Below are 13,447 nucleotides of genomic sequence, written 5' to 3' on the forward strand. Positions count from 1 at the left end.
TGCAGGGTGATGAGTCTTTTCCGGGAGCAATCTCCCACATTTCACCCTCCAACGACACATCGGCCGTTCCCCGGCCGGTGTGTCGTATGCCCATGTGAAAGGACCTGTTCAGCATGAGACGACGACTCCCCGCCCTGCTTGGGACGAGTCTGCTCCTGGCCGGCTGTGCCGCCGGGGAACCGGATCCCGTCACCGGTGCGGTCACGGACACCACGACATCCGCGGATGCCAGCGCCGTCGCGGGCACCGCTCCCGAGCTGCCGCTGGGAGAATGGGCCCCCGCGGACTGCCCGGCGGAACAACCCTGTGACGTGGAGTTCCGGATCGTGGACATCCTGATCGCCGACACCTGCGAATTCGGCCGCAAGCCCGGCGCGGAACCGCTCCCCGACGACAATTGGGTCCTCACCATTTACACCGAGGCACGCTCCGGGTTGACGGCGGACGGCAAGGCCCACATCTTCTCCACCCCGGAGGTCGTGGACGAAGCGGGCGAAGTGCAGCCCGCCACCTATGACCAACCCTGCGCCGACAATCCCGAGCACGCCGACTTTGAGTACCTGTTGACCGGGATCGAGGAGAATTCCGAATCCCAGTTCGCGGACATGCTGGCGGTACCGGCCGGTGCAGCGGCCCTGCTCTTTGAGGGACGTCGCATCGACCTGCCCGACTCCGGTGCCGAACCCACAGCGTCCGGCGAGGCCGGCGTCCGCCCTGACACTGGCTCGGGAGGCGGTGCTGCCGGCCTTCCCACCGGTGAATCCGTGGCTCCTCACCAGGTGGGCCGCTGCGAGGCGGACGGCCGGGCGATGTTCAGCGATGGAATCCGCCGCCCGGCGGCAGCCTGCCCGAATGACTCCGGCGGTGGTGCCGCTGGCGGTGGAGCCGGTGATGGGGCCCAGGAGGACCCTGCCTACCGCTGCGCCGATACCGGCGAACAGGTGGCGGATCCCTCGGATTGTCTGAGCACTCCCCCGGACACTCAGCAGCCTTCGCCCACCACACCACCCACCAGCACGACGACGCCCACTCCGACGGTCTCCCACCCGAACCCCAGCAGCTTCGACAGCGACTATGAGGAGCAGCTGTGGCACGACTGCGCGAATGACGTGGTCCAGGACAAACTGCTCTGCGACACAATGTACGAGCTCTACGGCGAACCCTGAGCAGTTCGCTGCGGCAAGGGTGGCACCGGAGCTGTCCGGGGTTCTGGCTACGCTGATATGACGTGACTGAGAGAACCGCTGCCGTGCTGAGCGAAGTCTTCGCTCCCTGGCTGATCAACATCGCCTTCTTCCTGGTGCTGGGAGGGGCCACCGGCGCCTGGCCCGCTGCCGGCGCCGCCGCGGTGGGCACCGGGGTGGTTCCCATGGTCCTCATCATCACGCTGATGCGGGCCGGGAAGATCGGGGACCACCATGTGACGGCCCGGGAGCAGCGTGGCGGGGTGCTCATCGGCATCACCTTGTGCGTGCTCGTGCTCCTCGGCGTGTTGATGATGCTGAGCACTCCCCTGCTCATCTGGGCAGGGGTGTGGGCTGCCCTGATCTTTCTGCTCGTATTCGGGGTGGTGACCGTCGCCGGCAAGATCAAGGCTTCTGTCCACGTGGGCCTGTGGGTGTGCGTGACCGCTTACCTGGGGCTCGCCGTGGCTCCCTGGTGGTTCCTTGCTCTGGCGCTCACGCCGCTGATCGCCCGGGCCCGCGTGGTGATCCAGCACCACAGCTGGACGGAGATTCTCGCCGGTGCGGCTTCCGGTGCGGTGGTCACGGCGATCGTGTACTGGCTGTTGCTGTGATTCAGAGGTGATTCGGAGCCGACGGGGCTACGCCGGGCGAGACCCTGTCAGCGTCACCGGAGCGTAGCTAGAGGGCGGAGAGCCTGGTCTCCGGCTGTTCCCGCCACCGGTAGGTTTTCTCCACCAGCCGGCGCTGCCGAAATCCCCGCCACCGGTCGAGCAGACCGCGGAGGCGGGGCCCGTCGTTCCCGGGGGCGAGGACCTTCTCGAACGCCAGCTCCCCGATGGTTTCCGGGTCCGCCTCCAGGTCGAACAACGGGGTGTACCCCAGGTTCAGATAGAGATTCCTCGCCTCCGGTTGGCGCGGTCCCGTGGTGAGATAGGCGTTGCGGTAGCCCCGCTCGACGATGGCGTTCTCCAGTGCCGTCATGATGCGGCGGGACCGCCCCTGCCAGCGGTGTTCCGATGAGGTCCAGACCCGTTTGATCTCCGCCGTCTCATGGTCGAGGTACATGAACGCGCCCCCGGCGATGGTTTCTTCGCCGCGGCGGATGAGCAGCAGATCACCATAGGGCGGGGCGAACACCTGGGCCGGGAACAGCTCGATCTCGGCTGGAGCATCTTCGGGCCTGGTGAAACCGTGATAGTCCGCGTAGCGCGTGGAGTACTCGTGGCTGAGTTCCTCGATCAGCGGCCGCGCGGCCGCTGAGTCGAGACGGCTGTGCACGAGACGGTCTGAAGATTCTGTCACGGCGGGCCTTCCAAGGGAGAACATGCAGCTGGGTACCTGACGGAGCCATTTTCCGGGGCTCCGCGGACAGGAAAAGAGCCACTCTCCAATTTCTCGGAAAGTGGCTCTCACCTGGTACTTCTCTTGTGGAGCATAGGAGAATCGAACTCCTGACCTTCTGCTTGCAAAGCAGATGCTCTACCAATTGAGCTAATGCCCCAGGTTCCTTGGTGGGCCTAGCAAGAATCGAACTTGCGACCTCATCGTTATCAGCGATGCGCTCTAACCGACTGAGCTATAGGCCCTGGGAACGAATATGTACTTTACCCACTTCCCTGGAAGTTAAACAAATCGCCAGTTCAAAACGGGTTTTTCTTCGGCAATTACAGCGGGACAGGCGCTTCCACCGACGACGCCCCGGGTGCCGCAGTCCGCGGCGCCCGGGGCGTCGATAAGCGGTGGCGGGTTAGTCCGCCCCCTCCTGAAGGGTGAGGGTGAGCCCACCGAAGAGGTCCACCAGCGAGTTGTAGATGATGGCCACCAGCGGAGCCAGCACGGTCACCAGGATGGCCCCGATCGCACCGACCAAGGCAGCGATGGAGATGACCATGCCGAAGCCTATGGCCTGCTCACCACCCACGCCCGCGACCACGGAGTTGAGCTGGTCCCAGATGCCGGCGGCCTGCATACCGAGATAGAGAATGGCCACACAGAGGATCCACGCCACCAGCCCGACCAATGACATGGCCAGGGCGACCCGGAACGCCGAGACGGCGGATACGCGGGTGATGGCGACTTCTCGTGCTGCCATTTACTTCTCCTCTTCCTCGGTATCAGTCTCGTTGGAGTCTAGTTCAGGCTCGGGCTGATCCGTCGTTTTCTGCGCGGCGCGTTCCGTCGGGCCGGCAACCTCTCCCTTGGCCACGGCCTCGGCGGTCTCCTCGCCTTCGCCCTCGACGTTCTTGTCGATGGCCAGCAGTTCGACGTCCTTCTCCAGGTCGACGAGACGCACGCCCATGGTGGCACGGGAAGACGGGCGGATCTGGTTGACCTCGGTGCGGATGACACCGCCGGCAGTGGTGATGGCGAAGATCTGGTCGTCCTCGTCCACCGCCAGAGCACCGATGAGCTTGCCGCGCTTCGGGGTGTACTTGAAGGTCATCACGCCCATGCCACCGCGTCCCTGGGAGTTGTAATCGTCCATCGGGGTGCGCTTGCCGTAGCCGCCGGAGGTGGCCACCAGCAGGTACTCCCCGTCGCGGACCACGGTCATGGCCAGCAGCTGGTCCTCACCCTTGAAGCGCATGCCCTTCACACCGGCGGTGGCCCGGCCCATCGGGCGCAGCTGCTCATCGTCGGCGGGGAAACGGATGGCCTGGCCTTCCTCAGAGACCAACAGCATTTCATCGTCATCGGCGCACAGGGCCGCGCCGATCAGCCGGTCATCTTCGTTGAGGTTGATGGCGATGAGACCGCCGGAACGGTTGGACTCGTAGTCCGCCAGCCGGGACTTCTTCACGCGCCCGTGGGCGGTGGCCAGCACCAGGTACGGCGCATCATCGTAGGAGGTGATCTGGATGACCTGCGCGATGCGCTCCTCCGGCTGGAATTCCAGCAGGTTGGCCACATGCTGGCCACGTGCCGTGCGGGTGGCCTCCGGCAGCTCATAGGCCTTCAGGCGGTAGACGCGGCCGAAGTTGGTGAAGAACAGGATCCAGTCGTGCGTGGAGCTGACGAAGAAGTGGCGGACCACGTCATCCTGCTTCAGTTCGGCACCGCGCACGCCCTTCCCGCCGCGCTTCTGCGAACGGTAGGAATCGACCTTGGTGCGCTTGGCGTAACCGGTCGAGGTGATGGTGACCACCACGTTCTCCCGGGCGATCAGGTCCTCGTCGGAGACGTCCCCGGTGGCGTGGACCAGCTGGGTACGACGGTCATCGCCGTACTTCTCGACGATCGCCGACAGTTCCTCGTAGACGATCTTCCGCTGCCGCTCAGGGCGGGCGAGGATGTCCTTGAGGTCCGCGATCTCGAGTTCGATCTCGGCGAGTTCATCGATGATCTTCTGGCGCTCCAGGGCGGCCAGGCGGCGCAGCTGCATCGCGAGGATGGCGTCGGCCTGCACGTCGTCGACGTCGAGCAGCTCCATCAGTCCGGTGCGGGCCTCATCCACCGTGGGCGAACGGCGGATCAGGGCGATGACCTCGTCGAGCATGTCCAGTGCCTTGACCAGGCCGCGCAGAATGTGGGCGCGCTTCTCGGCCTCGTCCAGGCGGAACTGGGTGCGGCGGATGATCACGTCGATCTGGTGGGCGACGTAGTGGCGCAGCATCTGGTCCAGGCGCAGGGTACGCGGCACACCGTCGACGATGGAGAGCATGTTGGCACCGAAGTTGGTCTGCAGCTGGGAGTGCTTGTACAGGTTGTTGAGCACCACGCGCGGCACGGCGTCGCGCTTCAGGGTGACCACGATGCGCATGCCCACCCGGTCGGAGGACTCGTCCTCGATCTTGGAGATGCCCACCAGCTTGCCGTTGGTGACCTGCTCCGCGATGTTGGAGATGAGGTTGTCCGGGTTGACCATGTAGGGCAGCTCGGTGATCACGATGATCTGGCGGTTGCCCACCTCCTCGATGGCGGTCACGCCGCGCATGCGGATGGAACCACGGCCGGTGGTGTAGGCGTCCTTGATGCCCTGGTCACCGACGATGAGGCCGGAGGTCGGGAAATCCGGTCCCTTCACGTAGCTCATGCAGGCGTCGAGAGCGGACTTCTCATCGGCGTCCGGGTTCTCCAGCAGCCAGAAGATGGCGTCGGCCAACTCCCGGAGGTTGTGCGGCGGAATGTTGGTGGCCATGCCGACGGCGATGCCGTTGGAGCCGTTCATCAGCAGGTTCGGCACGCGCGAGGGCAGCACGTCCGGCTCCATGGTCTTGCCGTCGTAGTTCGGGGAGAACTCCACGGCGTTTTCCCGGATGTCCCGCACCATTTCCATGGCGATCGGGGTGAGCCGGCACTCCGTGTAACGCATGGCCGCCGGGCCGTCGTTGCCGCGGGAGCCGAAGTTGCCCTGCCCCTCGACCAGCGGATAGCGCATGTTCCAGGGCTGCGCGAGGCGGACCAGGGTGTCGTAGATCGCGGAGTCGCCGTGCGGGTGGAACTGGCCCATGGTGTCCGCGACGGGGCGCGAGCTCTTGACGAAGCTGCGCTCGGGGCGGTAGCCGGAGTCGAACATCGCGTAGATGATGCGGCGGTGCACCGGCTTCATGCCGTCGCGGACCTCCGGCAGCGCACGACCCACGATCACCGACATCGCGTAGTCGATGTAGCTGGTCTGCATCTCCTCGTTGATGTCGATGGGGAAAATGCGGTCGAACTCTGCGGTTCCGCCGCCGTTGTTGTCGTCGCTCATGCTCACCTTTTCTTCTCGAATGTGGCTAGACTCCCCCACTCTACTCCCCCGCCGCCGGAAAAGCCGTTTCCTGGCCCTCTGACCGCTTCGCCCTCAATTCAGTGGTATCACTCTGCTACCATCTGGCCATGGCCATGACACTTCGCCTCAACGAGGAACAGGACCGCGCGCTGACCCTGCTCGCCCGCGCCCAGGGCAGCAGCAAACACGAGGCCGCGGTCCGTGCGATCATCTCCACCGCGGCCCGCACGCTTGCCGACGCCGAGGTGGAGGGCCTGGCGCGCGAGATCCTGCCCGGCTACGCCGAGACCCGCCGCCGGATCCGCACCACCCGGCCCCAGCCCGGCGAAGACGCCCCGTGGCCCCTGTGAGCCACCCCGCCATCCGCGGCCTGAGCACCGCCCAGCTGCTGTCCGTGGCGGATCTGGTGGGCCGCGAATTCCGCGCTTCGGTGAGGGACCTGTCCGCGATCGCCGCCAGCGCCGCCACCACCACCGCCGAACTCAATGGCATGCCGATTCATGATTCCGTCACAGCAGCGGCGGCCCACCTGAAACGGACCATCCAACGGTTGACGCCGATGACGGACGCGAACGAGGAACTCGCCGACATGGCCGCCCTCGTCCTGCTGGAACTGAACCGGGAGGGCTGAGAATTGTTCCGCCATCAGTGCGTTTCCCTTGGCCCGGTTGGCGTGATTGTGTAACATCTGTGGTTGTTGTGACTGCAGACGACATTTGAGGTTCAGTTGCTGCGGCGGAAGAGTCATAACACCCAGTTCCCCATTGTTGCGTCCGCCAATCCATGGCGGTATCCCCAATGGGGTTCTTCCTTGATCAGGGCAGCCGATAATCGATGGCCCCCATTCTTGGATTTCCGGAGCATTTCCCGCCCGTTTCATCCTGTCCCAGGGCGGTTAGACAGGTTCCGGGACCCTCCCTGGTTCCCTCACCGGGAGAACCGGTCGGCGGCGGGGCCGCAGGTGATCCCAGCCGTGAACTAGACTGCCCTCTATCCCCTGCAGCGGTTCATCACCCGGCAGGATCAGTTCCCATCACCCCGCAGCCCAGACCTGAAAGGCACTCTCATGACCGATCTCTCCGCGGCCCTGACCGGTTCCCAGCGTGAGGCCGTCGTCCACGACCTCGCCGCTTTCGCCGACCAGACCGTGTCCCAGCAATCCGGGGTCTCCGGTATCGCGATCAAGGGTGCCTACTCCGCGGTCCAGAAGATCCGCCCCGATTTCATCGCCCGCGCGATCGACGGTCTCCTCCCGGATCTGGCGGAAGCTCTCCAGCCGCACTGGAATGACTACCGGGAAGCCGGCGGTGGCGAACCCGATACCGCCGGCACCTTCGGCACCTTCCTGGACAACCGGCGGGAACAGGTCGCCGATTCCCTGCTGGAGATTGCGGACCGCACCGCAGACCGCCTGGATAACGCCACCCTGGTCAAGATCTACCGCGGAGTGCGTGGTCGTGGGGAGAAGGTACTGGCGGCGAATGTCACCGGCATCGGCCGGGTCGTCGAGAAGCACGTCGCTCCGTAACTGACGTCCCAACCACAGGAAGCCGCCCACCGGACCTGCGTCCGGGGGCGGCTTTCCTGTGGCCGGTCTAGAGTTGCACGCCGCGGATCTGCGAGCCGTGGAACACCAGGGCGCTGGCGGCCGGGTTCTCCGCCGCATCCTCGATCTCGAGGATGGCCAGGAGATGATCGCCGGTGTCCACCTCCTGCACAAGGTGGGTGCGCAGCTGCGCACTTCCCTCATTGAGCAGCACCGCGCCGTGCTCTTCCCGGAGATCCAGCCCGGTGAATCGGGTGGCGGCGGGGCCGGCGATCTGACGGACGATCGTGCGGTGGTTCTCACTGAGCACCGTGATGCCGATCTGCTCGGCGGTGCGCAGCACCGGCCAGGTGGTGGACGTCTTCTGGATGCTCAGGCCCACGAGCGGTGGTTCCAGACTCAGGCCGATGAAGGAACCGACGATCATGCCTACCAGCTCTCCCTCGATGCGCGCAGCCACGGCCGTGATCGGGGTGGGCGCGTGAGCGAGAATGGAACGAAGGGCAGTCGGCGCGAGCGTCGGGGACGTCATCAGTTGGATTCCTCCAGTTGTGGGGCGATCGGGCCGCACGTGCGTCCGATCAGACTTCAGTATGAATGGTTGTCACCGTCCCCGGTAGCGTCCGGCAGGGAAACCGCTCCCTCAGCGTGGTCGCCGTGACACGGCCACAGCCCAGCTGCTGCTGGATGAAACCGGAGACAGAAGGCCGGTCACTTGGTCTCATCAGTGGCAACAACAGGTGACGCGGAACTATTCCGGCCCCTGCCTCGGGGCCGGTTGGGCTGCTCCGGCAGCTGTCTCACCGGACGGCGGAGATGTCGTTGTCCACCAGGAACCGCTCGAAGCGGTCCGCCGTCACCTGCGGTTGCCGGGCCCAGCGGTTGTGCCCGAGATCCCCGGCCAGCTCCTCGATCCGCAGGCCCGCCTTCGGCAGGTGCTCCGCCAGGGCTGTGCTGGAGGCCCGCGGGCAGTCCAGGTCATTGGCGAATCTGGTCAGCAGCACCGGCAGCTCCACCTCCCGCATGGCAGCGGGATAATCCAGATCAGCACCACCCAGCTCCGCGAATGTGTTGTGCAGGGCCAGGCGGCGCCACTCCGCCATGTGCTGGCCGGACTGCCGGCCATAACCCACCGGATCCCAGCCGGCGACCTTGCCGGGCCAGAATCCCAGGGAACCCCCGATACGCCCCAGCAGAATGGTGCCCAGGCGGAGCCGGCGCCGCATGGGCGTGGGGAAGGTCGGCAGGTGGGGCGAGCCACTGCCCACGCCGAACAGACCACGGACGTTGAGCTCCCGGGCGTCGTCACGCGCCAGGAAGAGCACCCCGACCTGGCCACCCATGGAATGGGTGAGGAGCACCGTCGGGTGGTCCACGAGCAGGGAGAGGTGTGATTTCACGGCGCGAATGGTGCGGGGATAATCCTCGGCCGCCAGGTCGTGGTAGCCCCACCGTCCGGCGCGGGTGGCCCGGGCGGTACTGGCGCCCTGCCCCCGGAGTTCGCCCGTGGCCACCGGATAACCGCGCGCGGCCAGCTCCCGGGCGATCGGCCGGTAGTAGGAGGCCCCCATCCCGAACCCGGGCCAGAGCATGACCAACGGCGCGGCACCCGCAGCGGTACGGCCCACGGGCTGGTGGACCTCCACCGGAGTCACCGAGGAATCCGGCAGGTTCACGTCCACCACGGTCGGTTTCTCCGGCTCGGCGGTATTCATCGGCAGGTTTCTCCTCAGGGTCTCAGGCAGTCGGTTCCAGGGTATCGCGGTTCCCGGCGCGGATCGGCGGAGATGACGAAAACCACCGGGGCCTGACGCCCCGGAGAGGGGCGTCAGGCCCCGGTGGTGGGCGGCGAAAGCCTAGATGTCCAGGAAGCGGACGTCCTTCGCACGGCGGGTGATGAAGGAGCGTCGGGCGGCGACGTCGTCCCCCATGAGCACCGAGAAGAGCTCATCGGCGCGCTGGGCGTCCAACATGTCCACGCGGCGCAGGATGCGGGTCTCCGGGTCGAGCGTGGTCTCCCACAGCTCGTTCGCGTTCATCTCACCCAGGCCCTTGTAGCGCTGGATGCCGTCATCCTTGTTGATCTTGCGGTTCTTCTCCAGGCCCTCGGCGAGCAGCTTGTCGCGCTCGTCGTCGGAGTAGGCGAAGCCCGGCTCTCCCTTGGACCACTTCAGCTTGTACAGCGGCGGGTTGGCCAGGTAGACGTGGCCTTCCGCGACCAGCTCCGGCATGAAACGGAAGAGCAGGGTCAGCAGCAGGGTGGCGATGTGCTGGCCGTCGACGTCGGCGTCGGCCATCAGCACGATCTTGTGGTACCGCAGCTTGGTCAGGTCAAATTCCTCGTTGATGCCGGTCCCCAGTGCGGTGATGATCGCCTGGACCTCGGCGTTCTTCAGCGCGCGGTCCAGGCGGACCTTCTCCACATTCAGGATCTTACCGCGCAGCGGCAGGATCGCCTGGTACATGGAGTCACGGCCGGCCTTGGCGGAACCACCGGCCGAGTCACCCTCCACGATGTAGAGTTCGGACTTGATCGGGTCCTTGGAACGGCAGTCGGCGAGCTTGCCGGGCAGTCCACCCATGTCCGTGGCGGATTTGCGGCGCACCAGGTCCCGGGCCTTGCGGGCGGCGATCCGTGCCTGGGAGGAGGACACCGCCTTGGAGATGATGGCCTTGGCCTCGGCCGGGTTGGCCTCCAGCCAGTCACCGACGTGCTCGTACGTGCTCTTCTGCACGAAGGAGCGGATTTCGGTGTTGCCCAGCTTGGTCTTGGTCTGCCCCTCGAACTGGGGGTCGCCCACCCGCACGGAGATCACGGCTGATAGGCCCTCGCGGCAGTCATCACCGGTGAGGTTGGCGTCCTTGTCCTTGAGCAGCTTGTGATCCCGGGCGTACTTGTTCATCAGGGAGGTCAGCGCCGAGCGGAAACCCTCCTCATGCGTGCCGCCCTCCACCGTGGCGATGGTGTTGGCGAAGGTGTGGACCGACTCCTTGTACCCGGAGTTCCACTGCATCGCGACCTCGACCTCGTGGTCCTCACCCTTCGCGTCCAGCGAGACGATGGAGGGGTGGATCGCGGTCTTCGCCTTGTTCAGGTGATTGACGTAGTCCGCCAACCCGTTGGGGTAGTGGAAGACATGCTTCTTCTCACGCTTCTTCGGTGCCTTCGGGGCGTCGCCGGCGGCGGTGTCATCGAAGGAGGGGCTGTCGACGTCCTGGGCGGTGTCGCCCTCCTCAGCGATGGCCTCCAGTTCGAGTTCCTCATCGGTGACCCGCTCATCCTTGACGGTGATGGTCAGACCCTTGTTCAGGAAGGCCATCTCCTGCAGGCGGCGGGAGATCGTGTCGAAATCGAAATTCGTGGTCTCGAAGATCTCCTTGTCCGGCCAGAACCGGATGGTGGTGCCGGTGCCGCGGGCGTTGCCGCCCTCGATCAGGTCATCCGGGATCGAGTCATTGAAGTTCTGGATCCAGTGCTTGCCGCCGAGCTTGATATCGGCCTCGACCCTGGTGGACAGGGCGTTGACCACGGAGATACCCACGCCGTGGAGGCCGCCGGACACCGCGTAGGAATCGGAGTCGAACTTGCCGCCGGCGTGTAGCTGGGTCATCACGACCTGAATGGTGGGGGCACCGGAGGCATGCATTGCCACCGGGATACCGCGTCCGTCATCGACGACCTGCACGCCACCATCGGCGAGCAGGGTAACCTCGACCTTGCTGGCGTGACCCGCCATCGCTTCGTCGACTGAGTTGTCCACGACCTCCCAGACCAGATGGTGCAGTCCTCGGGAGCCGGTGGAACCGATGTACATGCCAGGGCGCTTACGGACCGCCTCGAGACCCTCGAGCACGGTGATCGATGAGGCGTCATAATTGTGTTCTGTGGTAGCCACGTGGAACGAGCACTCCTCGCTAAATTCGTGTAGAGACTGTTCCATTCTACACACATAGTGCCCCCCTACGTACCTGGACACTCAATCCGTCGGACGGCCACTCAGAGGCCGCAGAAACTAAATCCCCAGGTCGGCTGAAACCCGGCCGAGATCATCCGAAAGTGTCCCGCGGTCCCCGTCCCTTGACGTGGATCTGGCCGCGATACCAGTTCTGCGCCTTCGGTCCGTGGATCTTGAGTTCCGCGACCACATCCGGCCCGACCCGCTCGGCGATGGCCTGCAGGATCTGGCGCTGCATCATCCGCAGATTCGTCGCCCAGGCGGTCGAGTCACAGGTGATGAACAACGTCTTGTCCTTGAGCATCTCCACCTTCGTGTGCTGCGCAATCTTCTCGCCGACCAAGGTGTCCCAGTGGGAATGCACCCAGCCGCCGGCGAGCTCCCGCCGCCAGCCGCGTCGGACGATCTCCGTGCCCAGCACCGCGCCCAGGTTGTCCAGGTTCGGCCGCCGGGGGAGCCGCCGGCCATCCGGCCCGGTCGGCTGTCCGACGCCGCGAGCAGGGCGGCGCTTCTCTGCAGCCTCCTCGTTCTTCGCGGCGGCCTCACCGGCGTTCTTCCCGTCCTCGGGTGGACCACCGAGCCCGGGGATGCCGGGGATCTGGCCCCGGTCGGTTTTCCGTTCCGCGCCCCGACGGCGGGGAAGCTGACTGCGGCCCTGCCGACTGAGATCGGGTACGGTGCCGGAACGGCGCTTGGCCACCGCCCGCAATTCGGCGAAGGCCGCGCTGATCGAATCATCGGATCCCGGCGTACCGCCATGGTCGCCCTGCTCCGGCGGCAGGGGATTATTGTTCTGCTCCACCTGGTGCCTCCAACTGCGAAATCCGGCCGGCGTCAGTGGTGGTCATGGTGACTCTGTGACGCTGGACCACAGCATCCAGGTTACCCGGTAGATCGCCGTCGACGGCCGCCGTGATCAGCACCTGTTCGGCATCCGTGGCGATAGCCACCAGCTTCTCCCGGCGCTTCCGGTCGAGCTCCGCGAAGACATCATCGAGGATCAGCACCGGGTCGCTGCCGTCCGCGCGCAGCAGGGAGAATTCCGCGAGCCGCAGGGCCAGCGCGAAGGACCAGGTCTCGCCGTGGCTGGCGAAACCCTTCGCCGGTTGTTCTCCCAGAATCAGCTCCAGGTCATCGCGGTGGGGGCCCACCAGTGACATGCCGCGCTCAATCTCCCGCTGCCGGCGTTTTCCCAGTTCAGTGAGCATGGCAGCCTCGATCACCGCCGGCTCCAATGCCGTGGCGGTGTCACCGACGAGCTCCCGCAGTGTGTCATCCACGGTGCTGCGGTAACCCAGTTTCGCCGGCCGGGATTCCGGGGCGATGCCGGCGTAAGCGTCATGGACGTGCTCGGACAGCTCCACCAGCAGCTGTTTCCGGGCGGCGATGACCTGGGAGCCGAAGCCCGCCAGCTGGCTGTCCCAGACATCGAGCGTGGACAGCGCACTCGCGCCCTCCTCACTGTGGTAGCCCCGCCGCAGCGCCACCGTGGCGGACTTCAACAAGGCGTTGCGCTGTTTGAGTACCCGGTCATAGTCCGCTTTGACACCGGCGAGCCGGGGCTGCCGGGTGGCGATGATCTCATCGAGGTAGCGGCGCCGTTCGTTGGGTTCGCCCCGGACCAGCGCCAGGTCCTCCGGGGCGAATAACACGGTCTTGACCACGCCCAACAATTCCCGGGGAGAATTCAGGCGGGTGCGGTTGAGCTGTGCCTGGTTGGCTGCGTGCGGCTTGATCAGCAGGTGGGTGGTCAACTCGCGGCCCTGGTTGACCGCCGTGGTGGATATCCGCGCGTTGGGAGCGCCCGCCCTGACCAGCGGGCCGTCCTGACTGACACGGTGGGAGCCCAGATGGGCGGTGTAGCCGATGGCCTCGACGATGTTTGTCTTCCCGAAGCCGTTGCGACCGATGAACACGGTGGCGCCGGGCAGGAGGTCGAGGCTCAGTTCCGGCCACGACCGGAAGTCCCGCAACTGCAGTTGCCGGATGTGCATCGGTTAGTCACCTGCCCTCTCAAAACCGCTGTGCGCCACCGGGGGACGGA

13 protein-coding genes and 2 tRNA genes are annotated in these 13,447 nt (G+C 65.7%); 5 read left to right on the forward strand and 10 right to left on the reverse strand.

Features of this window, described 5'->3' with window-relative positions:
* The first annotated feature begins 113 nt into the window (after positions 1-113).
* Together ACQCVD_RS08265 and ACQCVD_RS08270 are read left to right on the forward strand one after the other, a co-directional pair.
* On the forward strand, positions 114-1,166 hold the full coding sequence (locus tag ACQCVD_RS08265) for a hypothetical protein (protein ID WP_426823262.1): 1,053 nt from the start codon (positions 114-116) through the stop codon (positions 1,164-1,166).
* 62 nt (positions 1,167-1,228) lie between these two features.
* Entirely contained in the window at positions 1,229-1,798 is a 570-nt protein-coding gene (locus ACQCVD_RS08270; RefSeq protein WP_426823263.1) for a phosphoesterase, read from the forward strand.
* 67 nt (positions 1,799-1,865) lie between these two features.
* Here ACQCVD_RS08270 and ACQCVD_RS08275 read toward each other — a convergent pair whose 3' ends face one another.
* From ACQCVD_RS08275 to gyrA, 5 genes are all read right to left on the reverse strand, one after another.
* On the reverse strand, positions 1,866-2,489 hold the full coding sequence (locus tag ACQCVD_RS08275; RefSeq protein WP_426823264.1) for a GNAT family N-acetyltransferase: 624 nt from the start codon (positions 2,487-2,489) through the stop codon (positions 1,866-1,868).
* Between the two features lie 126 nt (positions 2,490-2,615).
* Positions 2,616-2,688 (reverse strand) — tRNA-Ala (locus ACQCVD_RS08280).
* Positions 2,689-2,696: 8 nt separating this feature from the next.
* Positions 2,697-2,773: transfer RNA gene (locus ACQCVD_RS08285), tRNA-Ile, on the reverse strand.
* Between the two features lie 161 nt (positions 2,774-2,934).
* Complete coding sequence (locus ACQCVD_RS08290) at positions 2,935-3,279, reverse strand: DUF3566 domain-containing protein (protein WP_426823265.1); 345 nt, start codon at positions 3,277-3,279, stop codon at positions 2,935-2,937.
* Positions 3,280-5,880, reverse strand: a complete 2,601-nt coding sequence (gene gyrA, locus ACQCVD_RS08295; protein WP_426823266.1) for a DNA gyrase subunit A — start codon at positions 5,878-5,880, stop codon at positions 3,280-3,282. It abuts the gene before it with no gap.
* A gap of 128 nt (positions 5,881-6,008) precedes the next feature.
* Between gyrA and ACQCVD_RS08300 the strand changes: the two genes are divergently transcribed.
* The 3 genes from ACQCVD_RS08300 to ACQCVD_RS08310 all read left to right on the forward strand — a co-directional run bounded on the left by ACQCVD_RS08300 (position 6,009) and on the right by ACQCVD_RS08310 (position 7,429).
* Complete coding sequence (locus tag ACQCVD_RS08300; protein WP_426823267.1) at positions 6,009-6,251, forward strand: CopG family transcriptional regulator; 243 nt, start codon at positions 6,009-6,011, stop codon at positions 6,249-6,251.
* Positions 6,248-6,532, forward strand: coding sequence for a hypothetical protein (locus tag ACQCVD_RS08305; RefSeq protein WP_426823268.1), 285 nt, complete (start codon positions 6,248-6,250; stop codon positions 6,530-6,532). The genes ACQCVD_RS08300 and ACQCVD_RS08305 overlap by 4 nt, the downstream gene beginning before the upstream one ends.
* 435 nt (positions 6,533-6,967) lie before the next feature.
* Complete coding sequence (locus tag ACQCVD_RS08310; protein ID WP_426823269.1) at positions 6,968-7,429, forward strand: DUF6918 family protein; 462 nt, start codon at positions 6,968-6,970, stop codon at positions 7,427-7,429.
* 67 nt (positions 7,430-7,496) lie between these two features.
* Here the strand turns inward: ACQCVD_RS08310 and ACQCVD_RS08315 are convergent, their stop codons facing one another.
* The 5 genes from ACQCVD_RS08315 to recF form a co-directional block, all read right to left on the reverse strand.
* Complete coding sequence (locus tag ACQCVD_RS08315; protein WP_426823270.1) at positions 7,497-7,979, reverse strand: flavin reductase family protein; 483 nt, start codon at positions 7,977-7,979, stop codon at positions 7,497-7,499.
* Positions 7,980-8,247: 268 nt separating this feature from the next.
* Complete coding sequence (locus ACQCVD_RS08320; protein ID WP_426823271.1) at positions 8,248-9,162, reverse strand: alpha/beta fold hydrolase; 915 nt, start codon at positions 9,160-9,162, stop codon at positions 8,248-8,250.
* Between the two features lie 141 nt (positions 9,163-9,303).
* Positions 9,304-11,343: a DNA topoisomerase (ATP-hydrolyzing) subunit B gene (gyrB, locus tag ACQCVD_RS08325; RefSeq protein ID WP_426823272.1), complete on the reverse strand. Its 2,040-nt coding sequence runs from the start codon at positions 11,341-11,343 to the stop codon at positions 9,304-9,306.
* A gap of 151 nt (positions 11,344-11,494) precedes the next feature.
* Positions 11,495-12,205 (reverse strand): DciA family protein, encoded by a 711-nt coding sequence (locus tag ACQCVD_RS08330; RefSeq protein ID WP_426823273.1) that lies wholly within the window; start codon positions 12,203-12,205, stop codon positions 11,495-11,497.
* Entirely contained in the window at positions 12,189-13,397 is a 1,209-nt protein-coding gene (gene recF, locus ACQCVD_RS08335) for a DNA replication/repair protein RecF (protein ID WP_426823274.1), read from the reverse strand. The genes ACQCVD_RS08330 and recF overlap by 17 nt, the downstream gene beginning before the upstream one ends.
* Between the last annotated feature and the right edge of the window lie 50 nt (positions 13,398-13,447).

It is taken from the genome of Corynebacterium halotolerans, from assembly GCF_050107895.1.
GTDB classification, from domain to species: Bacteria; Actinomycetota; Actinomycetes; order Mycobacteriales; family Mycobacteriaceae; genus Corynebacterium; species Corynebacterium halotolerans_B.

Bases quoted from the DNA above. Each gene is read 5' to 3' on its own strand.
- ACQCVD_RS08265 (WP_426823262.1), top strand. From the start codon at position 114: ATGAGACGACGACTCCCCGCCCTGCTTGGGACGAGTCTGCTCCTGGCC.
- ACQCVD_RS08290 (WP_426823265.1), bottom strand. From the start codon at position 3,279: ATGGCAGCACGAGAAGTCGCCATCACCCGCGTATCCGCCGTCTCGGCG.
- gyrA (WP_426823266.1), bottom strand. From the start codon at position 5,880: ATGAGCGACGACAACAACGGCGGCGGAACCGCAGAGTTCGACCGCATT.
- ACQCVD_RS08300 (WP_426823267.1), top strand. From the start codon at position 6,009: ATGGCCATGACACTTCGCCTCAACGAGGAACAGGACCGCGCGCTGACC.
- ACQCVD_RS08310 (WP_426823269.1), top strand. From the start codon at position 6,968: ATGACCGATCTCTCCGCGGCCCTGACCGGTTCCCAGCGTGAGGCCGTC.
- ACQCVD_RS08315 (WP_426823270.1), bottom strand. From the start codon at position 7,979: ATGACGTCCCCGACGCTCGCGCCGACTGCCCTTCGTTCCATTCTCGCT.
- ACQCVD_RS08320 (WP_426823271.1), bottom strand. From the start codon at position 9,162: ATGAATACCGCCGAGCCGGAGAAACCGACCGTGGTGGACGTGAACCTG.
- recF (WP_426823274.1), bottom strand. From the start codon at position 13,397: ATGCACATCCGGCAACTGCAGTTGCGGGACTTCCGGTCGTGGCCGGAA.